Raw genomic sequence first — 22,996 nt, forward strand, 5'->3', positions numbered from 1 at the left:
CTTCAAGCAGCGGTTGGAATCCCGCTGTGGAATCTCAACTCGCGATCGCTGGAGGTGATCAATTCCACCTCCAGGGCGCGGACCTCGGCGATCTTGGCGTCGACGTCGTCGCGCTCGCCATAGAGATAGGCGAGCTTGAGATAGTCCTGGAAATGCCGGGCCTCGGAGGCCAGCAGACCGCTGTAGAACTTGCCCAGCTCCGCGTCCAGGTGGGGCGCCACCGCACCGAAGCGCTCGCAGGAGCGACATTCGATGAAGGCACCGATCACCAGGCTGTCGGTCAGCTTCAGCGGCTCATGGTTGCGGCAGAGCTTGCGCAGGGCGCCGGCATAGCGGGCCGAACTGACGTTGCGGTGCTCGATGCCGCGACGCTTCATGATCTGCAGCACCTGTTCGAAATGGCGCAGCTCTTCGCGGGCGATGCGCGACATCTTCCAGGACAGCTCGGCGCGATTGGAATAGGTGAACAGATAGTGGAAGGCGGCGCCGGCGGCCTTCTTCTCGTTGTTGGCGTGGTCCTGCAGCAGCGTCGGCAGGTCCTGCAGCGCGGCCTCGACCCAGGCATCCGGCGTGCGGCAACCGAGGAATTCGTTCATCTCGGGCAAGGACATCAGCGTGCTCCCGTGCAAAAGCCGCGCATTATAGAGAAAGGCAGGCGCCTGGGCAGCGCCGCCTGCCTGCTGGCGTTCAGACGCGGCTGTCGATGCCTTCGAGCAGGAAGCGCGGAGCGATGTAGCGGTCGTAGTGGGCTTCGGAGAGCAGGAAGAATTCCCGGTCGATGGCGTCGCGCAACTCGGCCAGGGGGCGATCGCGAAACTCCGGCAGCAGGCGCAGCCCATAGGCATCCAGTTGCTGGATGTGGCGCGCGCCCCGGGCCAGCAACTGATAGGCCCAGCAATACTCCGACTGATCGGGCCGGAAGCGGATGCTGCGTTGCTGCAACTGCTGGCGCAACAGTGCCGGATCGAAGACATCGACCTTGGCCGACACCACCTGCACCAGCAGCAGCTCCAGACGTGCCCACACGGCGCGCCGCTCCTCTTCGCTGTAGAGATTCCAGTTCACCACCTCGTGGTGGAATCTCTTGCAGCCACGACAGACGTGGTCGCCGAACATCGTCGAGCACAGGCCGACACAGGGCGTCTTGATGACAGGAGCGGGCATGGGCGGCAAGCCTTGGAGCAAAACGCCTAGTCTAGCCGGAAACGTCAACGACCGGCGCGGGTGGCCCGCGCCGGTCGTGCAGAATCCCATCCTGATCACAGGATGCGGATCACACCGCGGCGACACCCCGGCTCGCCAGCGGACTGGCGCTGCGGCGGCTCAACCCGTAGAAGAACAGTCCACCGAGGAAGCAGCCGGTGAACCAGGCGAAGTTGGCGATCGGCTTGAACCAGGGCACGAAGGTGAAGCACAACCCGATCAGCGCCGCGGCAACCAACGCCTGCACCGCCACCCAGTTGACGCCGCCGCTGTACCAGTAGGCGCCATTCGGGGTGTCGTCGAACAGCGCATCGACCTCGATCCGGCCTTTGCGCAGCAGGTAGTAGTCCACCAGCAGGATGCCGAACAGCGGGCCGATGCAGGCAGCCAGGACGTCCAGGGTGTAGTGGATCACCTCGGGGTTGTTGAACAGGTTCCAGGGGGTGAGGAAGATCGAGGCCACCGCGGCGATCATGCCGCCCGCGCGCCAGCTGATCTTGCTGGGCGCCACGTTGGCGAAGTCGAAGGCCGGCGAAACGAAGTTGGCGACGATGTTGATGCCGATGGTGGCGGTGACGAAGGTGAAGGCGCCGAGCAGCACCGCGGTGGTGTTGTCGATGCGGGCCACGGTGGCGATAGGATCGTGGATCATCTCGCCGAACACCGGGAGGGTGCCGGACACGATCACCACAGTGACCAGGGAAAACGCCAGGAAGTTGATCGGCAGGCCCCAGAAATTCCCGCGCCGCACATCCTGCATGGAGCGGCAGTAGCGGCTGAAGTCACCGAAGTTGAGCGTGGGCCCGGAGAAATAGGACACCACCAGGGCGATGGCGACGATCACCTGGCCAAAAGCGGCCCAGCCGGTCAGCTGCTTTTCCGCCAGGGTGAAGCTGATGTTGCTCCAGCCAGCGCGCCAGACGATCCAGGCGGCGAGCAGGAACATCACCGCATAGACGGCGGGACCGGCCCAGTCGATGAAGCGGCGGATGGATTCCATGCCGGCCCAGAACACGCAGCCCTGCAGCACCCAGAGGGTGAGGAAACCCATCCAGCCGAGAGAGGACAGGCCCAGGAAGCTGCTGTCGCCATAGACCGCCAGCGCGGGAAAGAAGCGCAGCACCACGATGACCAGGGCACTGGAGGCCAGATAGGTCTGGATGCCGTACCAGGCCACCGCGATCAGGCCGCGGATCACCGCCGGGATGTTTGCGCCGAAGACGCCGAAGGCCAGGCGACAGATCACCGGATAGGGCACGCCAGCCTGCTGGCTGGGCCGGGCGACCAGATTGGCGATCACCTGAACGATGCAGATCCCTACCAGCAGGGCGATCAGCACCTGCCAGCTGGCCAGGCCCAGGGCGAACAGGCTGGCGGCGAAGACATAGCCGCCGACGCTGTGCACGTCGCTCATCCAGAAGGCGAAGATGTTGTACCAATTCCATTTCTGCTCGACCGGGCCGAGGTCTTCGTTGTACAGACGTGGGCTGTAGCCCGGGGGAATCTGCTGGTTCATGGATCGCCTCCTCCGTGGTGGCGGGCACCTGCATACGGCGCCTGCCTTGTTTTGTATACAATCCCTCCAGGCAGAGTCCGTGCCAGGTGCTCCGAAATGGTCTTAACTCGCTGGCTCCATAGGAAATTTCCAGGAAAGGAGGCTCTAAGTCAGACGCCGGAGCGTTACCGGGGATGCACTCCCCTGGGGCGTTAGGTGGCAATGAGGCGCTACCTTGGCGCACAGATCCCGACGCATTCGCGCATCGTCAGCGCCCCAGACTTTGTATACAATTCAGGCAAATCGCCGGAGTCAGCCCATGAGTGCAGTACCCGCGTCACTCGCCGTTGCCGCCTCTCCCCGGGACGAGCGGATCTACCAGGACATCCTCGAGGCCATCGTCGAGCATCGCCTGGCGCCGGGTACCCGGCTGCCGGAAGACACCCTGGCGGAGACCTTCGGCATCAGCCGCACGGGCATCCGCAAGGTGCTGCAGCGACTGGCGCTGGAACGCCTGGTGACCCTGCGCGCCAATCGCGGCGCCCAGGTCGCCCAGCCCCGCGCCAAGGAAGCCCAGGACATCCTCGCCGCGCGCCAGCTGATCGAGCCGGCGCTGATGCCCCTGGTGGCCGCCCGGGTCGACAGCGCGCAGCTGGCGTCCCTGCGCCAGCTCTGCCTTGAGGAGCACGAGGCCCAGCACGGCGGGCGCCACAGCCTGGCGATCCAGCTGTCCGCGCGCTTTCACGTCGAACTCGCCGCGCTGGCCGACAATCAGGTGCTGACCGAACAGGTCGCCCAATTGGCCAGCCGCTCTTCGCTACTGATCGCCATCTACGGCTCGCGGCACAGCCTGGGCTGCGATTGCGGCCAGCACGAAGACCTGCTGGACCTGCTCGCCCGGGGCGAGGGTGCGGCCGCCAGCGACTGGATGGCGCGCCACCTGCGCCTGATCCGCGAATCCCTCCGGATCGACCGGCCCACGGCCGCCGAGCCCGATTTCCGCAGCATCTTCAAACGCAGTTGAGGCCCCTCATGCAGATCCAGGTCATCAATCCCAATACCAGTGCCAGCATGACCGCCAAGATCGGTCGCGCGGCCCAGGCCATCGCCCGTCCGGGCACCACCATCCTCGCCAGCAATCCCGAAGCCGGCCCCGTGTCCATCGAGAGTCACTACGACGAGGCCGTGGCCGCGGTCGGCGTGATCGAAGAGATGCGCAAGGGCGTCGAGGCGGGCTGCGCGGCCCATGTCATCGCCTGCTTTGGCGATCCGGGCCTGCTCGCCGCGCGGGAAATGGCCAGGGGGCCGGTGCTGGGCATCGCCGAGGCCGGCTTCCATCTGGCCAGTCTGCTGGCCACCCGTTTCGCCGTGGTGACCACCCTCACCCGCACCCGCATCATCGCCGAGCACCTGCTGCAGCGGTACGGCTTCGCCGAACTGTGCACCTCGGTACGCTGTATCGACCTGCCGGTACTGGCCCTGGAAGCCGCCGACGACAGCCTGATCGAACTGATCGCCGCCGAGGGTCGCCGTGCCCGCGACGAGGAAGGTGCCGGCGCCATCGTGCTCGGCTGCGGCGGCATGGCCGATCTGCGCGAGGCCCTGAGCGAAGCCATCGGCATCCCGGTGATCGAAGGCGTCAGCGCCGCGGTCAAGCTGGCCGAGTCCCTGGTGGACCTGGGGCTGGGCACCAGCAAGCATGGCGACCTGGCCTACCCCATCGCCAAGCCCTTCAGTGGACGCTTCGCCCATCTGGGCCGCTAGCCTGCCGCCGGGGTCCAACGACCGGGAGCAGATGCGACAACGCAGCGCTTAACTTCGCCCGAGGCTTGGCGTAGAATTAGGCAGCCTTATAGGCGCAATGTCCGATACGAAGCTGTTTTCAAAGCGTCACGAGCAAAGTATCCGGTGATCCGGCAGCGGCGGCCTCATCAACCGCCCTGCCGCCGATCAGCTCTTCAGCAGCCGGCGTAAAACTTTGAAAACAGCTTCCGGCGGAATGCGTCCGGCGCGACGGCGGTCCTGCCCGCAGCCTCCCCCGTCATACCCTGCCGGATACATTCCGGGGCGCCAGCCCCCGGACGCAATATTGGACCACTGATGAGGGTCAACCTGTGCTTGAAGCCTATCGTAACCACGTAGAAGAGCGTGCCGCCCAGGGCATCGTGCCCCAGCCGCTGAACGCCGAGCAAACGGCCGGTCTGGTCGAACTGCTGAAGAATCCCCCGGCCGGCGAAGAAGAATTTCTCGTCGACCTCATTACCAACCGCGTACCGCCGGGCGTCGACGAAGCCGCCTACGTGAAGGCCGGTTTCCTCTCCGCGGTCGCCAAGGGCGAAACCCAGTCCCCGCTGATCTCCCGCCAGCGCGCCACCGAATTGCTGGGCACCATGCAGGGCGGCTACAACATCGCCACCCTGGTCGAGCTGCTGGACGACGCCGAACTGGGCGCCGTGGCCGCCGAACAGCTCAAGCACACCCTGCTGATGTTCGATGCCTTCCACGACGTGGCCGAGAAAGCCAAGGGTGGCAACGCCCACGCCAAGGCCGTCCTGCAGTCCTGGGCCGAAGGCGAGTGGTACAAGAAGCGTCCGGAAATCGCCGAGAAGTACACCCTGACCGTGTTCAAGGTGCCGGGCGAAACCAACACCGACGACCTCTCTCCCGCCCCTGACGCCTGGTCGCGTCCGGACATCCCGCTGCACGCCCTGGCCATGCTGAAGATGGCGCGCGACGGCATCGTGCCCGAGCAGCAAGGCAGCATCGGTCCGCTGAAGCAGATCGAGGAAGTGCGCGCCAAGGGCTTCCCGGTCGCCTACGTCGGTGATGTGGTCGGTACTGGTTCTTCCCGCAAGTCCGCCACCAACTCGGTGCTGTGGTTCTTCGGCGACGACATCCCCTACGTGCCGAACAAGCGCGCTGGCGGTTTCTGCTTCGGCTCCAAGATCGCCCCGATCTTCTACAACACCATGGAAGACGCCGGCGCCCTGCCGATTGAATTCGACGTGTCGGAGCTGGAAATGGGCGACGTCATCGACGTCTATCCCAAGGCCGGCAAGGTCACCCGCCATGGCAGCGACGAGGTGCTCGCCACCTTCGAACTCAAGACCCCCGTGCTGCTGGACGAAGTCCGCGCCGGCGGCCGTATCCCGCTGATCGTCGGCCGCGGCCTGACCGAGAAGGCACGCGCCGAACTGGGCATGGGTCCGACCGACCTGTTCAACAAGCCGGACCAGCCGGCCGAGAGCAGCAAGGGCTACACCCTGGCGCAGAAGATGGTCGGCAAGGCCTGCGGCGTCGAGGGCGTACGCCCCGGCACCTACTGCGAGCCGAAGATGACCACCGTCGGCTCCCAGGACACCACCGGCCCGATGACCCGCGACGAGCTGAAGGACCTGGCCTGCCTGGGCTTCTCCGCCGACCTGGTGATGCAGTCCTTCTGCCACACCGCGGCCTATCCTAAGCCCATCGACGTCAAGACCCACCACACCCTGCCGGACTTCATCCGCACCCGTGGCGGTGTCTCCCTGCGTCCGGGCGACGGCATCATCCACAGCTGGCTGAACCGCATGCTGCTGCCCGACACCGTCGGCACCGGTGGCGATTCCCACACTCGCTTCCCGATCGGCATCTCCTTCCCGGCCGGTTCCGGCCTGGTGGCCTTCGCCGCTGCCACCGGCGTCATGCCGCTGGACATGCCGGAGTCGGTACTGGTGCGCTTCAAGGGCAAGATGCAGCCCGGGATCACCCTGCGTGACCTGGTGCATGCCATTCCCTACTACGCCATCCAGAAGGGCCTGCTGACCGTCGAGAAGAAGGGCAAGAAGAACATCTTCTCCGGCCGCATCCTCGAAATCGAAGGCCTGGAAGACCTGACCGTGGAGCAGGCGTTCGAGCTGTCCGATGCCTCCGCCGAGCGTTCCGCCGCCGGTTGCACCATCAAGCTGTCGCCCGAGTCCATCACCGAGTACCTGCAGTCCAACATCACCCTGCTGCGCTGGATGATCGAGGAAGGCTACGGTGATCCCCGCACCCTGGAGCGCCGTGCGCGCGCCATGGAAGCCTGGATCGCCAACCCGGAACTGCTCGCCGCCGATGCCGACGCCGAATACAGCGAAGTCATCGAGATCGACCTGGCCGAGGTCAACGAGCCGGTGCTGTGCGCCCCGAACGATCCGGACGACGCCCGCCTGCTGTCCCAGGTGGCCGGCGACAAGATCGATGAGGTGTTCATCGGTTCCTGCATGACCAACATCGGTCACTTCCGCGCCGCCGGCAAGCTGCTGGACAAGGTCAAGGGTTCGATCCCGACCCGTCTGTGGTTGTCGCCGCCGACCAAGATGGACCAGCACCAGTTGACCGAGGAAGGCTACTACGGCATCTACGGCAAGGCCGGCGCGCGCATGGAAATGCCGGGTTGCTCGCTGTGCATGGGCAACCAGGCCCGCGTGGCCGCCAACGCCACCGTGGTGTCCACCTCCACCCGTAACTTCCCCAACCGCCTGGGCGACGGTGCCAACGTCTACCTGGCGTCGGCGGAACTGGCCGCGGTGGCCTCGATCCTGGGCAAGCTGCCCAGCGTCGAGGAATACATGGAATACGCGAAGAGCATCGACAGCATGGCCGCGGACGTCTACCGCTACCTGAGCTTCGACCAGATCGCCGAATTCCGTGAAAGCGCCGAGAAAGCCCGTATCGCCGCCGTCGAAGTCTGACGCTAGCGTTCGGTACTGAAAAACCGCCCCTCGGGGCGGTTTTTTTATGGGGGGTTCGCCGTGGGGTGGACAAGGCGAAGCCTGTCCACGGAGCAAGCCGGGAACGGCCTTGGTGGCTGTCGGTAAAACAGGCTGCGCCGTTTTCCACGCTACGAAAGCCTTAAGCGGCACTTAACCCGGACGTTCTAGGCTCCGGGTTCCCTTATGCCGAGGTCTGCCCATGAAACGTCTTGCGGTCGTCATCCTGTCGGTCTCCCTGCTGGGCCTCAGCCAAGCGAGCCTGGCGGCGGGTTGCATCAAGGGTGCAGTGGTCGGCGGAATGGCCGGGCATGTCGCCGGTCACCATGCCATCGCCGGCGCCGTAGCCGGTTGTGCCATCGGCCACCACCTGGCGGCGAAGGCCAAGGAAGACGCGCAGCACGCTCACGGCTGATTGGCCGTCCGCCATCACGACCGACTGCTGGAGGATCATCCGGATGCCGCGTCCACTGCTTGCGCTGCTGTTGTCGCTGGGTCTCTGGAATGCCGCTGCCCTGGCCGCGGAGCCGACTGCCACGCGCGCCCTGGCCACGGCCTATGGCGCCCGGCTGAAAATCGGCGCGGCGGTCGAGCCCGAACAACTCGCGGACGCCGACGGGGTGCTGCTGGCCCGGCAATTCAGCAGTCTGGTGGCGGAAAATGCCATGAAGCCCCTGCGCATTCATCCCCAGGAAGACCGCTATGTCTTCGGACCGGCCGATGCCCTCGTCGCCTTCGCTAAACAGCACGGCTTGGCGGTGCGGGGTCATACCCTGCTCTGGGGCAGCCACACCCCGGACTGGTTCTGGCAGGCTGCCGATGGCCAGCCGGCCACGCGCGAGCAGGTGCTGCAGCGCCTGAAGCAGCATATCGCCACGGTAGTCGGCCATTACCGCGGGCGGGTCTATGCCTGGGATGTGGTCAACGAGGCCATAGACCCCAATCAGTCCAGTTGCCTGCGCGACGATCGCTGGATGCAGGTGGTCGGTCCTGACTATCTCGCCGTGGCCTTTCGCGCCGCCCATGCCGCCGATCCCAAGGCACGCCTGTTCATCAACGACTTCAACACCCAGGAACCGGCCAAGCGCGACTGCCTGGCGCGGGTGGTGAAGGGCCTGCTGGCCGAGGGCGTGCCGGTGCAGGGCATCGGCCACCAGACCCATATCAGTCTCTACTGGCCATCCCTGGCGGCCATCGACCAGTCGCTCACCACCTTCGCCCGCCTCGGACTGGAAAATCAGATCACCGAGCTGGACATGAGTCTCTACCAGCATCACGACTACCAGCCGCCGCAGCCACTGGCGCAGCGCCTGAACCTGCAGGCCGAGCGCTATCGCGACCTCATGGCCCTGGTGCTGGCCCATCCCGAGGTCACCGCGGTGACCTGGTGGGGCGTGGCCGATGATCACAGCTGGCTGAACCACCAGCCCGGGACGCCCGGGGACGATCAGCCGCTGCTGTTCGATCGCCAGCAGCGGCCAAAGCCGGCCTATTGGGCGGTGCTGCACCTGCGACCGCATCAGTGAGCACGCCTTGCCAACGGCTCTGACGCAGCCTCTCAACTCTCGCCCAGGCCGAGCCTTGTTGCGGCTGGCACCTGGATCGCGGCCTTGGACCGCTCCTACAGTCATACCTGAGGCGGTAGGAGCGGCCCATGGCCGCGATATCGATGGCCCTCTGACGCTGCCGGTGATTGGTGGCGCCCACGGCACGCTGGTGGCCGAGAGGGAGAGCCGGAGAACTGATACGGATCGGCCTGGTCAATTGTTACAGGACATTACTTCGCACCCACGAGAGGTCGCCACCATGAAGCTCCTGCCTACCCTTGCCCTGTCTGTTCTGCTGCTCGGCGCCAGCCAAGCCACCTTCGCCGCCGGTTGCGTCAAGGGCGCCGTGGTCGGCGGCGCCGCGGGCCACGTTGCCGGTGGTCATGGCGTTGCCGGTGCCGCAGCGGGCTGCGCCATCGGTCACCACGAGGCCAACAAGAAGGCCAAGGAAGAACAGCAGGCCGCGCCCAAGCAATAGTCGCAAGGCCCCGCCCGCACTGGCGGGCGGGGCCGATTTAACGCTTTCTTTACGCCCCGCCACCACTCCCCGCCTCGCTTCTTTACGCCCCTCCTCCCGACAATTTCTCTACGCGGCAACGGCCGTCTCTGGAGAACTCGTGATGACCCCCTGGAATCTTCTGGCCCTGCTCCTGGCACTGGGTCTGTTCGTCTATCTGCTGGCGGCGCTGCTACGCGCCGGCCGGTCCTAGGGAGGCGGCATGGACAGCCAAGCCGCGTTCCTGATCCTGGCCTTTCTGGCCCTGACCTTTCTTCCCGCGCCCTTCCTGGGGCGCTACTTCTACCGCGCGCTGGAAGGCGAGCGAACCTGGCTGACCTTTGTCGGCGGGCCCCTGGAGCGCCTGACCCTCAGGGTGGTGGGCACCGATGGCCGCGGCCAGGACTGGCGCACCTATGCCATCGCCCTGGTGCTGTTCAATGGGCTGGGCATCGGGCTGCTGTTCGCCATCCTCGTGCTGCAGGGCAGTCTGCCGTTGAACCCGCAGCATCTGCCCGGGCTGGAATGGACCCTGGCGCTGAACACCGCCATCAGTTTCGTCACCAACACCAACTGGCAGGCCTACAGCGGCGAAGCCTCGCTGAGCTATTTCAGCCAGATGGTCGGCCTGGGCGTGCAGAATTTCGTCAGCGCCGCAGTGGGCGTAGCCGTGCTCGCCGCCCTGGCCCGCGGCATCACCCGCCGCAGCGCCCAGGAGATCGGCAACTTCTGGGTCGACCTGTTCCGCGCCACCTTCTATGTGCTGCTGCCGCTGTGCGTGCCCCTGGCACTGCTGCTGATCTGGCAGGGCGTGCCCCAGACCTTCGCGAGCTATGTCGATGCCACCACCCTGCAGGGCGCGACCCAGACCCTGCCGCTGGGCCCGGCCGCCAGCCAGATCGCCATCAAGCAGCTGGGCACCAACGGGGGCGGCTTCTTTGGCGTCAACTCCGCGCATCCGTTCGAGAACCCCACGGCGCTGAGCGATCTGCTGGAGCTGTCGGCCATCCTCATGATTCCGGCGGCCCTGGTGTTCAGCTTCGGTTACTACGTCAAGGATCGGCGGCAGAGCTGGGCGATCTTCGCTGCCATGTTCGGCCTGCTGGTGGTTGGAGGCACTGTCGCCATCGTTGCCCAGAACCACGCCAACCCCGCCTTGGCCGGCCTGGCGATCACCCAGGGGGCGTCCCTGGAAGGCCTGGAGACGCGCTTCGGCGGTACTGCGTCAGCGCTCTGGGCGACGGTCACCACGGCCGCCTCGAACGGTTCGGTGAACTCCATGCATGACAGCCTGGCGCCGCTGACCGGCCTGATCGCGCTGTTCAACATGATGCTTGGCGAGGTGATCTTCGGCGGCGTCGGCGCCGGTCTCTACGGCATGCTGCTCAATGTGCTGATCGCCGTCTTCATCGCCGGCCTGATGGTGGGCCGCACCCCGGAATACCTGGGCAAGAAGCTGGAAGCCCCCGAGGTGCGGCTGCTGGTGGCGACTCTGCTGGTGATGCCGCTGGGCGTCCTGGTGCTGGGCGCCATCGCCGCCAGCGTCCCGGCCGGCGTCGCCGGGATCGCCGCCACGGGTCCCCATGGCTTCAGCCAGCTGCTCTATGCCTATACCTCGGCCACGGCCAACAACGGCTCGGCCTTTGGCGGCTTCGGTGCCAATACGCCCTTCCACAACCTGATGCTGAGCCTGGCCCTGCTGATCGGTCGCTTCGGCTACATCCTGCCGGTCCTGGCCATCGCCGGCAGCCTGGCGGCCAAGCGCCCCGTGCCGCTCGGCCCCAACAGCTTTCCCACCCACGGGCCGCTGTTCGTCACCCTGCTGGTGATCACCCTGCTGCTGGTGGGTGGCCTGACCTTCCTGCCGACGCTCGCCCTGGGGCCGATCGCCGACCATCTGCAACTGTTCGGAGTCCGTTGAAATGGATGCCCAGACCCACACCCTGCCCACTCCTACCCCTGGCACCCTGTGGCGCCAGGCGCTGCGGCAGGCCTTCGTCAAGCTCGACCCGCGCCAGCAGATCCGCTCGCCGGTGATGTTCGTGGTGGAGATCACCGCGCTGTTCTCCACCCTGCTGTGCCTGGCGCCCAACAATGGCGTGAGCACCGGGGTGGCGGTGCAGATCACCCTCTGGCTGTGGTTCACCCTGCTGTTCGCCAACTTCGCCGAAGCCCTCGCCGAGGGGCGTGGCAAGGCGCGCGCCGACAGCCTCAAGGGCATCGGCCAGAACCTCGCCGCGCGCCTGGAGGAAAACGGCGAGCAGCGCATGGTGCCGGCCAGCTCGTTGCGCAAGGGCCAGATCGTGCAGGTGGAAGCCGGCGAGCTGATCCCCGGTGACGGCGAGATCATCGAAGGCGTGGCCGCGGTCAACGAAGCGGCCATCACCGGGGAATCGGCCCCGGTGATCCGCGAATCCGGCGGCGATCGCTCGGCGGTCACCGGCAACACCCGGGTGGTGTCGGACTGGATCCGGGTGCGCATCACCGCCAACCCCGGCGAATCGACCCTGGACCGCATGATCGCCCTGGTGGAAGGCGCCAAGCGCCAGAAGACCCCCAACGAGGTCGCCCTGGACATCCTGCTGATCGGCCTGACGCTGATCTTCCTGCTGGTGGTGGTGACCCTGCAGCCCTTCGCCGCCCTGGCCGGTGGCGAGCTGCCGCTGCTGTTCCTGGTGGCGCTGCTGGTAACCCTGATCCCCACCACCATCGGCGGCCTGCTCTCGGCCATTGGCATCGCCGGCATGGATCGCCTGGTGCGGCTGAACGTGATCGCCACCTCGGGGCGCGCCGTGGAAGCCGCCGGTGACGTCCATACCCTGCTGCTGGACAAGACCGGGACCATCACCTTCGGCAACCGCCGCTGCAGCGCCCTGTACGCGGCCCAGGGCATTACCCCCAAGGCCCTGGCCGAGGGCGCCCTCTATGCCTCGCTGGCCGACGAGACCCCGGAAGGCCGTTCGGTGGTGGAATACCTGCGCAACCTGCACCCGCTGGAAGAGCCGCCGCGGGCCCAGGTCGCGGCCATTCCCTTCAGCGCCGAGACGCGCCTGTCAGGTATCGACTGGCAGGGCCGCGCGTATCGCAAGGGTGCGGTGGACGCCGTGCTGATGTTTCTCGGCCAGACCCGCGCCGACCTGCCGGAGGTGCTGGCCCGGGAGATCGAGACCATCGCCAAGAGCGGCGGCACCCCGCTGCTGGTCTGCGGCGAAGGCCGGCTGCTGGGCGCCATCCACCTCAAGGACGTGGTCAAGCCGGGCATCCGCGAGCGCTTCGCCGAGTTGCGCACCCTGGGCATCCGCACCGTGATGGTGACCGGCGACAATCCCCTGACCGCCACCGCCATCGCCGCCGAGGCCGGGGTGGACGATGTCATCGCCGAAGCCACCCCGGAGAAGAAGCTGGAGCGCATCCGCAGCGAACAGGCCGAGGGCAAGCTGGTGGCCATGTGCGGCGACGGCGCCAACGACGCCCCGGCCCTGGCCCAGGCCGATGTGGGCATGGCGATGAACGACGGCACCCAGGCCGCCCGCGAGGCCGCCAACTTGGTGGATCTGGATTCGGACCCCACCAAGCTGCTCGACGTGGTGCAGGTGGGCAAGGAACTGCTGGTGACCCGCGGCGCCCTGACCACCTTCTCGGTGGCCAACGACGTGGCCAAGTACTTCGCCATCCTGCCCGCGCTGTTCGCCGGCATCTATCCGCAGCTGAACGTGCTCAACGTGATGCACCTGGCCAGCCCGCAGAGCGCCATCCTCTCGGCCATCGTGTTCAACGCCTTGATCATCGTCGCGCTGATTCCCCTGGCGCTGCGCGGGGTGCGGGTCAAGGCCGCCAGCGCCGCCGCCCTGTTGCGCCGCAACCTGCTGATCTATGGCCTGGGCGGCATCGTCGTGCCCTTCGTCGGCATCAAAGCTATCGACCTGGCGCTCGGCGCCCTGGGTCTGGTCTGAGGAAACCGCCATGCTCATACAATTGCGTTCCGCCGTGTTGATGCTGCTGCTGCTCGGCGCCCTGACCGGGGGCGCCTACCCGCTGCTGGTGACGGTGCTCGGCCAGGCGCTGTTCGCCGACCAGGCGGGCGGCAGCCTGCTCCACCGCGCCAACGGCAGCGTGGTCGGCTCACGCCTGATCGCCCAGAAATTCACCGGCCCCGAGTGGTTCCAGCCGCGCCCCTCGGCAGGCGACTACGCCACCGTCTCCAGCAGCGCCAGCAACCTGGCCCAATCGGCGCCGGGGCTGCGCGAACGGATCGAGAAGGCGCTGCCCGACGTGCAGGTGGCCGACCAGGGCCCGGTGCCCCAGGAACTGGTGACCACCTCCGCCAGCGGCCTCGATCCGGACCTCACCCCGGCCGGCGCCCGCTATCAGATCGCCCGTATCGCCGCCGCGCGAGGTCTCCCACCGGAGCGGCTGGACGCCCTGGTGAGCGAGCAGACGCACACCTCGCGCTTCGGCCCGGCAACGGTTAATGTCCTGCTTCTCAATCTGGCCCTGGCGGAACTGGCTCCATGACCGACAGCACCGGGCGCGCCGAGGCGCTGCTCGCCGAACACCGCGAAGGCCGTGGACGCCTCAAGGTCTTCCTGGGGGCGGCGCCTGGCGTAGGCAAGACCTACGCCATGCTGCAGGCGGCACAGACCGCCCTGCGCCAGGGCCGCCGGGTGCGCGCCGGGATCGTCGAAACCCATGGGCGGAGGGAGACCGCTGCCCTCCTCGCCGGCTTGCCACAGCAGCCGTTGCGGCGGGTCGAGCACCGCGGCCTCAAGCTTACCGAACTGGATCTGGAAGGCCTGCTGGCCGACCCGCCGGAACTGGTGCTGGTCGACGAACTCGCCCACAGCAACGCCCCCGGCAGTCGCCATGCCAAGCGCTGGCAGGATGTCGAAGACCTGCTTGCCGCCGGCATCCACGTCTATACCACGGTCAACGTCCAGCACCTGGAAAGTCTCAACGACGAGGTACGCGACATCACCGGCGTCCAGGTGCGCGAGACGGTGCCCGACCAGGTGCTGCTCGACGCCGATGACCTGGTGCTCATCGACCTGCCACCCCGGGAGTTGCTGGAGCGGCTGCGCGAGGGCAAGGTCTATGTGCCCGAGCAGGCGCGCGCGGCCATCGATGCCTTTTTCAGCCAGACCAATCTGACCGCCCTGCGCGAACTGGCCATGCGCACCGCCGCGGCCCAGGTGGACTCGGCGCTCGCCCTGAGATACCGCCAGCAGGGCCAGGCCGCGCCACCACTGCTGGGGCGCCTCATCGTCGGCGCCGGCACCGCGCCTTCGGCGGAGCGCCTAGTGCGCCATGCCAGCCGCCTCGCCGACCAGCGCCACCTGCCCTGGACCCTGGTCCATGTCGATACCGGCCAGCCGCTGGACGATACCGCCCGCGCCAACCTCCAGGCCAGTCAACGCCTGGCCGAACGCCTGGGGGGTGAGGTGCTGACCCTGAGAGACAGCGATCCGGCCCGCGCCCTGGTCCGCCATGCCCGCGACCAGCGCGCCAGCGTGCTGCTGATCGGTCGCGGCCGCCCGCGCGGCTTCAGCCTGCGACGCCGTCTGGCCAGTCGCCTGCTGCGCCTGGCCCAGGGGCTGGAGATCGCCATCCTTGATCTGGATCGCGACGCGCCGCCCGCCGCCCGGCCACGCCGGGCGCTCAGGCCCGGTCCCTATGGCGCCGCCGTCCTGGCCACCGCCGTGGCCGCGGTCATCGCCGAGGGCCTGTCCGGGCTGCTGGAACTGCCCAATATCTCGCTGATCTTTCTTGCCGCCGTCCTGCTGGTGGCGGTACGCAGCAGCCGCGGTCCGGCGCTGTTCTGTGCCCTGCTGGGCTTTCTCGCCTACGATTTCCTGTTTATCCCGCCGGCCTTCTCGCTGACCATCAACCGCGAGCAGGACGTTCTCACCCTGGCCTTCTTCCTGCTGATGGCCCTGCTCACCGGTGACTTGGCCGCCCGCCAGCGGCGCCAGCTGCAGGCACTGCGCCGCACCCAGCGCGAGACCCTGGCGCTGCTGGACTTCACCCGCCAGCTGAGCGCCGCCAGCGATCGCCAGGCGGTGGTCAGCGTCACCCTCAAGCAATTAGGGGATGCGACGCGCCACATCTGCCTGCTGCTGCCGGAAAAGGCGGGGCAACTGGTGCCCCAACCGGGCGACCTGCTCCTGGCCGACCACGAACGCATCGCCGCCGAATGGGCCTGGAAGCAGGAAAAGCCGGCCGGCTGCGGCACCGACACCCTGCCCTCCGGTGGCTGGTGGTGGTGGCCGCTGCTCGGCGAGGGCGGCAGCCTGGCCGTATTGGGCGTACGGCGTGACGATGCCCAGCCCCTGGACCACGCCGAGCGGCGCCAGCTGGCCAGCCTGGCGCAGCCGCTGGCCCAGGCCCTGGCACGGGTGCGCCTCAGCGAGGATCTCGAAGCCGCGCGCCTGCATGGCGAGACCGAACAGCTGCGCAGCGCCCTGCTCGCCTCGGTGTCCCATGACCTGCGCACGCCGCTGACGGTGATGCGCGGCTCCATCGATGCCCTGGCGACCCTGGGCGACGCGATTCCGGCCAGCGATCGCCAGGAGTTGCTGGACGCCACCCGCCAGGAGGCCGAACGCCTCGATCGCTATATCCAGAATCTGCTCGACATGACCCGCCTGGGCCATGGCAGCCTGCAGCTGGCGCGGGACTGGGTCGACCCCGGCGACATCCTCGCCAGCGCCATGCAGCGCCTGCAGCCGCTGCTGAGCGGACTGCAGGTAGCCACCCGGATCGAGCCGGGCCTGCCGCTGCTCTGGGTTCATCCGGCGCTGATCGAACAGGCGCTGGTCAATGTGCTGGAGAACGCCATCCGCTTCTCCGTACCCGGCGGCCGGCTGGAAATCAGCGTGCTGCGCCAGGGCAATGAACTGCAGCTGGCCGTGGCCGACGAAGGCCCGGGCATTCCGCCCGAGGATCGCACGCGGATCTTCGACATGTTCTATACCGCCGCCCGCGGCGACCGGGGTGGGCAGGGAACCGGTCTGGGGCTGGCGATCTGCCAGGGCATGGTCGGCGCCCATGGCGGACGAGTCAGCGTGGAAGACGGCCTCGATGGTCGCGGCACCACGCTGCGCATGCACCTGCCACTGCCCGCTCCTCCGGCCGAATAAGGCCAGGCCACCCGGCAATCGCAGCGGCTATGATGACGCCTTCTCGTGTGGAACCCGCTCAGATGCCCGCTCACGTCCTCGTCATCGACGACGAACCCCAGATCCGCAAATTCCTGCGCATCAGCCTCGCGGCCCAGGGCTACCAGGTCAGCGAAGCCGCCACCGGCACCGAGGGCCTGGCCCAGGCGGCGCTGAGCCAGCCGGACCTGGTCATCCTCGACCTGGGCCTGCCCGATCGCGATGGCCAGGAGGTGCTGGTCGACCTGCGCGAATGGTCCGCGGTGCCGGTGCTGGTGCTGTCGGTGCGGGCGGACGAGCGCGAGAAGGTGCGCGCCCTGGATGCCGGCGCCAACGACTACGTGACCAAGCCCTTCGGTATCCAGGAATTCCTGGCCCGCAGTCGCGCCCTGCTGCGGCAGACCCCGACCACGGCGACCCAGCAGGTCGCGGCGCTGGAGGTGGGCGATCTGAAAGTTGATTTCGCCTATCGGCGGGTCGTTCTGGGTGGCAGCGAAGTGGCTTTGACGCGCAAGGAGTACGCCGTGCTGGCCGCCCTCGCCCACCATCCGGGACGGGTGGTGACCCAGCGGCAATTGCTGATCGATATCTGGGGCCCGACCCATGCGCAAGACAGTCATTATCTGCGCATCGTAATTGGCCATCTCCGGCAGAAGTTGGCGGATGATCCGCTGGCGCCGCGCTATATTGTCACGGAACCGGGCGTGGGTTATCGCCTGCGGGTCGCAGGTTAGCCGGCCTGGGCTGAATGCCGCTCGCCCAGTGCGGAAATAAGCCACCTCCCCCATCATTACCCGGTCCTTCACCGTCCGCATAAAGCGGCTTGCCTTGGCCTCGCTTGAAAATGCGCAGGGAATTAAAAGATATGATGAATGCAATGGTAGCTGCAGTTAGAGCTACACCAGGAAGACCATCGTCCCTGGTATGGGCTTGAACGTGGCGGAATTGCGGGACGCGCCGAGATTGCAGCGGCGGAAAAAGGATTCCGGTCGATAGGTCTGCCTTGCGCAGCTACCGACCGAAATCCAGGCAAGACGTTACTGTAGCCAGCCTTCCACGGTATCGGCGCCGTGTTCGGCTTTCCAGGCTTTGAGCAACTTGTGGTTGCCGCCCTTGGTTTCGATGATTTCGCCAGTCTTGGGATGCTGATAACGCTTGGTGCTGCGCGGACGACGCTTGCCAGCCGGCTTTTCCGGATGCGGCGTCTGCGCCTTGTGCTTGGGGGCAGCGTTGGGATCCAGAATGCCGATGATATCACCCAGATTCATGTGATATTCATCCATCAGCGCCTGGAGCTTACTTTCGAATTCGATTTCTTTCTGCAGGGAACTGTCTTGCTTGAGATCTTCGAGCAGTTGAAGTTGGGCACGAAGTTGCTCTTCGGCAGCACGGAATTCGGCGAGACGGGACATGGGCACTCCTGGCAACAATCTGAAAAAGGCTAATGGAAACTTCGCCCGCGAGCGAAAGTTGCAGGCGAAGATAAAGGATTGACGCCTCGGATGCCAGCGACACGTAATCCTTTTAAAAAAATAGCGGCCACTTCTTGCGACGGCAAGTTTGAATATTAAGAAAACCTTAAGCCAAGCCGGAGAATTGGCGCCAACAAGGTCTTGATAGGCATTTTCGCAAGTAATCTGGCAGTAACCGAATCCATCGAAGCGTTGCCAACTGAAAACAAACCCTCAGTTCAACTGCATAATCATCCAGAAGTTGGTGAAACTTGCAGGTTTTGACTTCGCAAAGCGCTCTGGCATGCCCCTCAGGCGGATGCATCCAGATCGGGTTGCGCCTCGATCATGGGCGGCCAGTTGAACGTCCGGGCTATTACTCGCCGGTATTCGGTGTCTATGGCTACCGGCGTCCGGCGGATATAGTCGCGCGCATGCGCCTGCCGCTCGTGGTCGAGTTTGCGCAGGTAGTCCAGCGCCTGCTCCACCGTGGGCATGCGCTGATTGAGGCCGCCGCTGCGCGGCGGCAAAGCGGTCCAGACCACGGCGTCGACACCCTGCCCCGCCGCCCAGGCGGCGATGCGCTGCTGGAACGGCGAGTGCGGGCCGCTTGGCCAGCTGCCGATACACTCGGGTTGCTCCCGCGGTACCCCTTCGCGCTCGCGCAAGGCGTCGCGTGCCTTATCCAGAGTGTCGACCGCCAGATAGGACCAGAGCACCTGGACCTCGGCCACGCCCTCGCAGATGACCGTGGCCAACTCGCCGCTGTCGCCCTCCCGGGCGAATTCGATGGGCAACCAGGGTCCGTCGGCGAACCAATCCGAGGCGACCGGCAACTCCGCCGCCTTCCAGATCAATGAACCCCAACCCAGACAGGCGATCTTCATGGCCACTCCCGCGCATCGATGATAGCCATTGGAGGCTACCGAAGCGTTGGGGTTTCCCGGCGGCAAGACGTGGCGACAAAAATGCAGGACGAAAAAAAGCGGCCTCGAGGGCCGCTTCTTTCGTTACCCGCGAGGCAGAGCTCGCGAGAGGTATGTGGCGCAGCGGACGGGACTCGAACCCGCGACCCCCGGCGTGACAGGCCGGTATTCTAACCGACTGAACTACCGCTGCGCATGGAAGCCTTGCGGCATCCCGCTGGTACCTAGCGAGAACCTGTTCAGCGGGGTTCTCTGCACCAGCGGCCGCTAAGATACTGATTTATCAGGGAAGAAACAACAGGGCCAGCGAAAATATTTCTCGCCATGCAAGGGCGGCGGCGCACGTCAGGGCGGCGCTCAGACAGGGGTGCCCGCGGCCTGGCGTCTGAGCAGGCCGAGAAAGCCCTCCAGCGCCGCGCTGGGTACCTGGCCGGTGCGCAACAGGATCCCGAAGGGTGTCAGGGGTTCGGTGATTTCCAGGTCGAGCGAGACCAGCAGTCCGGTACGCAGGTGATCGCGCACCACCGCCTCGGTCAGCACCAGGATGGCGTCGGTGATCTGTACCAGCTGCAGCATGGCGAACACCGAGCCGCATTCGATGACATCGGCCGGGGGTGGCAACTGGCGCCGGGCGAAGGCCGCCTCCAGCGCCACCCGGGCCGGACTGGCTTCGGGTTGCAGGATCCAGGGCCAGTCCGCCACCAGCTCGGCCAGATCGGGTGGCGCGCGATCGGTCAGGGGATGTCCGGTGCGCACCACCACCGCCAGGTGCTCGTTGCCCAGCGGCTCGAAGGTGAAGCGACCGAGGTCGGCCGGCTGGGTGAAACGGGCGATGGCCACATCGATCCGCTCCTGTTCGAGCAGTTCGGTGAGCTGGTCGCTGGTGTCGCCGAGGATACGCAACTGCAGGCCGGGTTGGCGCGCCTTGCTCGCGGCGATGGCGCGCACCACCAGATCGGGCAAGGCACCCATGATGGCCCCCACCGCCAGATGCCCATAACCGCCGGAGCGACGTGCATCGAGGTCTTCGGCGCAGCGATCCAGGCCATTGAGGGCGCGGCGGGCGAATTCGATGATCTCCACGCCCAGCGCCGTGGGCGTCAGGCCCCGCGCCTGACGCTCGAACAGCACGCAGCCAAAGGCCTCCTCCACGTCCTGCAGCATGCGCGTGGTGGCCGGCTGCGACATGTGCAGGGCTTCGGCAGCACGGTGCAGATTGCGGGTCCCGGCCAGGGTCACCAGCATCAGCAGGTGCTTGTAGCGCAGCCGGCCGAACAGCGCACGGGCATGGGGGGAAGCGTTCATCGGCAGCATCCTGGAGGCGCGAGCGGAGGCGTCCAGCCGGGCTCGACGGCTCTGGCCAGGCGGGTGAGGCATACCGATACCTTAAGGGTATCGGTCCTAAACAAAAAGCGATTATCCAGGCATTGCAACTGCGACTACCTTGAGCCGTGGCCGAATCACAACAACAAGAGAGATCGCCATGCACACCACCCTGTCACCGGGGCTGGTCGCCAAGGTCACCCGGCGCCTGCTGCCCTTCCTGCTGCTGATGTACGTCATGGCCTTTCTCGACCGGGCCAACGTGGGTTTCGCCAAGGTCGCCTTTCAGGCCGATACCGGCATCTCAGACGCGGCCTTCGCCTTTGGCGCCGGGGTCTTCTTCGTCGGCTACGCCTTTCTCGAGATTCCCAGCAATCTGATCATGCACCGCGTCGGTGCCCGGCTGTGGATGTGCCGGATCATGGTGAGCTGGGGCCTGATCTCCGCCGCCATGATGTTCGCCCACACGGCGACGGCCTTCTATGTGCTGCGCTTCCTGCTCGGGGTGGCCGAAGCCGGCTTCTTCCCCGGCGTCATCCTCTACCTCACCTACTGGTTCCCCTCGCGCTATCGCGCCCGGGCACTGGGCTTCTTCTACTTCGGCGCGCCCCTGGCCTTCATCTTCGGCAGTCCGCTATCGGGCCTGCTGCTGGAATTCGACGGGCTCGGTGGTCTGCGGGGCTGGCAGTGGATGTTCCTGGTCGAAGGGGTGCTGGCCAGCCTGGTCGGTGTCTGGGCCTGGTTCTACCTGGACAATCGGCCGCGCGATGCCCGCTGGCTGAGCGACGCGGAAAAGCAGGCGCTGCAACAGGCGCTGGACGCCGAGGACGCCGCCAAGCCGCATCAGGGCGGACTGCTGCGCCTGCTCGGTCAGCCGCGCATCCTCCTGCTGTGCAGCATCTACCTGCTGATCCAGGCCAGCGTCTATGGCGTGGTCTTCTACCTGCCGACCCAGGTGGCCGGGCTGCTCGGGCAGAAGGTCGGGCTGCTGGTCGGCCTAGTCTCGGCGATTCCCTGGGTCTGCGCCCTGCTCGCCGCCTGGCTAATCCCCAGCTGGTCGGATCGCACCGGCGAACGCCGTCGCACCGCCGCCGCCACCCTGGCCATTTCCGGCCTGGGCATCGCCGCCTCGGTGACCTTCTCGCCGCTCTATGCGCTGCTCGCCCTGTGCTTCGCCGCCGCCGGCTTCATCGCGGTGCAGCCGCTGTTCTGGACCTTTCCGTCCGACCAGTTGCGCGGCAGCGCCGCCGCGGGCGGCATCGCCCTGATCAATACCTGTGGCGCCATCGGCGGCTTCATCGCGCCCCTGGCCAAGCGCTGGGCCGAGGTGACCTTCGCCCATCCCGGCGCCGGCCTCTATCTGCTCGCCGGCACCACCCTGGTGGCCGCCGCCCTGATCCTCGGCCTGCGCCGCCGCGACCACGCCGATCCCCAACCCCAGCTCACGCCCAGTCATTAAGGGAGCTTCGCCATGACCCTACCCACCATCAAGCAGGTGCGCGCCTACACCCTTCGCGGCGGTGGCGCCGACTATCACGACCAGGGCGACGGCCACTGGATCGACGACCACATCGCCACGCCCATGGCCAAGTACCCGGAATACCGGCAGAGCCGCCGCAGCTTCGGCATCAATGTGCTGGGCACCCTGGTGGTGGAAGTCGAGGCCAGCGACGGCACCGTGGGCTTCGCCGTCACCACCGGTGGCGAGCTGGGTGCCTTCATCGTCGAGCGGCACCTGGCACGCTTCCTGGAGGGCGCCAAGGTCACCGACCTGGAAAAAATCTGGGACCAGATGTACCTCTCCACCCTCTATTACGGGCGCAAGGGCATCGTGCTCAACACCATCTCCGGGGTGGATCTCGCGCTCTGGGACCTGCTCGGCAAGCTGCGCCAGGAACCGGTGCACCAGTTGCTCGGCGGCGCCGTGCGCGACGAATTGCAGTTCTACGCCACCGGCGCCCGTCCGGATCTGGCCAAGGAGATGGGCTTCATCGGCGGCAAGCTGCCGCTGCAGCATGGCCCGGCCGAGGGCGAGGAAGGCCTGCGCAAGAATCTCGAGGCCCTGGCGACCATGCGCGAGCGGGTCGGCGACGACTTCTGGCTGATGCTCGACTGCTGGATGAGCCTGGACCTCAACTACGCCACCCGCCTGGCCCAGGGCGCCCAGCAGTACGGCCTCAAGTGGATCGAGGAGGCGCTGCCGCCGGATGACTACTGGGGCTATGCCGAACTCAGGCGCAACGTGCCGAAGGGCATGCTGGTCACCACCGGCGAGCACGAGGCCACCCGCTGGGGCTTCCGCCTGCTGCTGGAGATGGGTTGCTGCGACATCCTCCAGCCGGACGTCGGCTGGTGCGGCGGCCTCACCGAGCTGATCCGCATCTCGGCGCTGGCCGATGCCCACAACGCCCTGGTGGTGCCCCATGGCTCCTCCGTCTACAGCTACCACTTCGTCATCACCCGCACCAACAGTCCCTTCGCCGAGTTCCTGATGATGGCGCCCAAGGCCGACGAGGTGGTGCCCATGTTCCATCCGCAGTTGCTCGACGAACCGGTCCCGGTGCGGGGCCGCATGCGCGCCTCGGCGCTGGATCGGCCCGGCTTCGGCGTGCGCCTCAATCCGGAGTGCGCCCTGGAACGTCCCTATCGCCACTGAGGCGTTGCCCAG

At 66.6% G+C, this 22,996-nt stretch carries 20 protein-coding genes and 1 tRNA gene; 14 read left to right on the forward strand and 7 right to left on the reverse strand.

What is annotated here, in order from left to right; translation table 11 throughout:
* Positions 1-2: 2 nt before the first annotated feature.
* From PVZ72_RS12330 to PVZ72_RS12340, 3 genes are all read right to left on the reverse strand, one after another.
* Positions 3-614 (reverse strand): tRNA-(ms[2]io[6]A)-hydroxylase, encoded by a 612-nt coding sequence (locus tag PVZ72_RS12330; protein ID WP_166655902.1) that lies wholly within the window; start codon positions 612-614, stop codon positions 3-5.
* Between the two features lie 73 nt (positions 615-687).
* A complete protein-coding gene (locus tag PVZ72_RS12335; RefSeq protein ID WP_133860666.1) occupies positions 688-1,164 on the reverse strand; it encodes a DUF1289 domain-containing protein in 477 nt (158 codons plus the stop codon).
* Positions 1,165-1,273: 109 nt separating this feature from the next.
* The gene (locus PVZ72_RS12340) at positions 1,274-2,719 is read right to left on the reverse strand and encodes an NCS1 family nucleobase:cation symporter-1 (RefSeq protein ID WP_273862040.1); all 1,446 of its coding nucleotides are present in this window, start codon (positions 2,717-2,719) and stop codon (positions 1,274-1,276) included.
* A gap of 298 nt (positions 2,720-3,017) precedes the next feature.
* Between PVZ72_RS12340 and PVZ72_RS12345 the strand changes: the two genes are divergently transcribed.
* The 12 genes from PVZ72_RS12345 (at position 3,018) to PVZ72_RS12400 (ending at position 17,362) form a co-directional block, all read left to right on the forward strand.
* Entirely contained in the window at positions 3,018-3,722 is a 705-nt protein-coding gene (locus PVZ72_RS12345; protein WP_187979384.1) for a GntR family transcriptional regulator, read from the forward strand.
* An 8-nt stretch (positions 3,723-3,730) separates the two neighbouring features.
* Positions 3,731-4,462, forward strand: coding sequence for an aspartate/glutamate racemase family protein (locus tag PVZ72_RS12350; RefSeq protein ID WP_187979385.1), 732 nt, complete (start codon positions 3,731-3,733; stop codon positions 4,460-4,462).
* A 350-nt stretch (positions 4,463-4,812) separates the two neighbouring features.
* On the forward strand, positions 4,813-7,413 hold the full coding sequence (acnB, locus tag PVZ72_RS12355) for a bifunctional aconitate hydratase 2/2-methylisocitrate dehydratase (RefSeq protein WP_187979386.1): 2,601 nt from the start codon (positions 4,813-4,815) through the stop codon (positions 7,411-7,413).
* Between the two features lie 220 nt (positions 7,414-7,633).
* Complete coding sequence (locus tag PVZ72_RS12360; protein ID WP_082900463.1) at positions 7,634-7,846, forward strand: hypothetical protein; 213 nt, start codon at positions 7,634-7,636, stop codon at positions 7,844-7,846.
* A 43-nt stretch (positions 7,847-7,889) separates the two neighbouring features.
* Complete coding sequence (locus PVZ72_RS12365) at positions 7,890-8,957, forward strand: endo-1,4-beta-xylanase (protein ID WP_273862041.1); 1,068 nt, start codon at positions 7,890-7,892, stop codon at positions 8,955-8,957.
* A gap of 280 nt (positions 8,958-9,237) precedes the next feature.
* The gene (locus PVZ72_RS12370; RefSeq protein WP_158897040.1) at positions 9,238-9,456 is read left to right on the forward strand and encodes a hypothetical protein; all 219 of its coding nucleotides are present in this window, start codon (positions 9,238-9,240) and stop codon (positions 9,454-9,456) included.
* A 142-nt stretch (positions 9,457-9,598) separates the two neighbouring features.
* Positions 9,599-9,688, forward strand: coding sequence for a potassium-transporting ATPase subunit F (locus PVZ72_RS12375; RefSeq protein ID WP_017640468.1), 90 nt, complete (start codon positions 9,599-9,601; stop codon positions 9,686-9,688).
* Positions 9,689-9,697: 9 nt separating this feature from the next.
* Entirely contained in the window at positions 9,698-11,395 is a 1,698-nt protein-coding gene (gene kdpA / locus PVZ72_RS12380; protein WP_273862042.1) for a potassium-transporting ATPase subunit KdpA, read from the forward strand.
* Position 11,396: 1 nt separating this feature from the next.
* Complete coding sequence (gene kdpB / locus PVZ72_RS12385) at positions 11,397-13,427, forward strand: potassium-transporting ATPase subunit KdpB (RefSeq protein ID WP_273862043.1); 2,031 nt, start codon at positions 11,397-11,399, stop codon at positions 13,425-13,427.
* Between the two features lie 10 nt (positions 13,428-13,437).
* Complete coding sequence (gene kdpC, locus PVZ72_RS12390; protein WP_273862044.1) at positions 13,438-13,989, forward strand: potassium-transporting ATPase subunit KdpC; 552 nt, start codon at positions 13,438-13,440, stop codon at positions 13,987-13,989.
* On the forward strand, positions 13,986-16,610 hold the full coding sequence (locus PVZ72_RS12395; protein WP_273862045.1) for a sensor histidine kinase: 2,625 nt from the start codon (positions 13,986-13,988) through the stop codon (positions 16,608-16,610). Before kdpC ends, PVZ72_RS12395 begins: the two co-directional genes overlap by 4 nt.
* Before the next feature lie 62 nt (positions 16,611-16,672).
* Complete coding sequence (locus PVZ72_RS12400; protein ID WP_273862046.1) at positions 16,673-17,362, forward strand: response regulator; 690 nt, start codon at positions 16,673-16,675, stop codon at positions 17,360-17,362.
* Positions 17,363-17,665: 303 nt separating this feature from the next.
* On the opposite strand, the gene PVZ72_RS12405 is transcribed toward PVZ72_RS12400, so the two are convergent.
* The 4 genes from PVZ72_RS12405 to PVZ72_RS12420 all read right to left on the reverse strand — a co-directional run bounded on the left by PVZ72_RS12405 (position 17,666) and on the right by PVZ72_RS12420 (position 20,310).
* Positions 17,666-18,040, reverse strand: a complete 375-nt coding sequence (locus PVZ72_RS12405; protein ID WP_007158514.1) for a histone-like nucleoid-structuring protein, MvaT/MvaU family — start codon at positions 18,038-18,040, stop codon at positions 17,666-17,668.
* A gap of 350 nt (positions 18,041-18,390) precedes the next feature.
* On the reverse strand, positions 18,391-18,966 hold the full coding sequence (locus PVZ72_RS12410; RefSeq protein ID WP_273862047.1) for a hypothetical protein: 576 nt from the start codon (positions 18,964-18,966) through the stop codon (positions 18,391-18,393).
* A 155-nt stretch (positions 18,967-19,121) separates the two neighbouring features.
* Positions 19,122-19,198, reverse strand: a tRNA-Asp gene (locus tag PVZ72_RS12415).
* Positions 19,199-19,362: 164 nt separating this feature from the next.
* Positions 19,363-20,310 (reverse strand): LysR family transcriptional regulator, encoded by a 948-nt coding sequence (locus tag PVZ72_RS12420; protein WP_133860679.1) that lies wholly within the window; start codon positions 20,308-20,310, stop codon positions 19,363-19,365.
* A 178-nt stretch (positions 20,311-20,488) separates the two neighbouring features.
* Between PVZ72_RS12420 and PVZ72_RS12425 the strand changes: the two genes are divergently transcribed.
* Both PVZ72_RS12425 and rhmD read left to right on the forward strand, forming a co-directional pair.
* The gene (locus tag PVZ72_RS12425) at positions 20,489-21,787 is read left to right on the forward strand and encodes an MFS transporter (RefSeq protein ID WP_187979392.1); all 1,299 of its coding nucleotides are present in this window, start codon (positions 20,489-20,491) and stop codon (positions 21,785-21,787) included.
* A 12-nt stretch (positions 21,788-21,799) separates the two neighbouring features.
* Positions 21,800-22,984: an L-rhamnonate dehydratase gene (gene rhmD, locus PVZ72_RS12430; protein WP_133860681.1), complete on the forward strand. Its 1,185-nt coding sequence runs from the start codon at positions 21,800-21,802 to the stop codon at positions 22,982-22,984.
* Positions 22,985-22,996: the final 12 nt, after the last annotated feature.

It is taken from the genome of Pseudomonas sp. LA5, from assembly GCF_028640825.1.
In the GTDB taxonomy this organism is placed as follows: domain Bacteria; phylum Pseudomonadota; class Gammaproteobacteria; order Pseudomonadales; family Pseudomonadaceae; genus Chryseomonas; species Chryseomonas aestiva.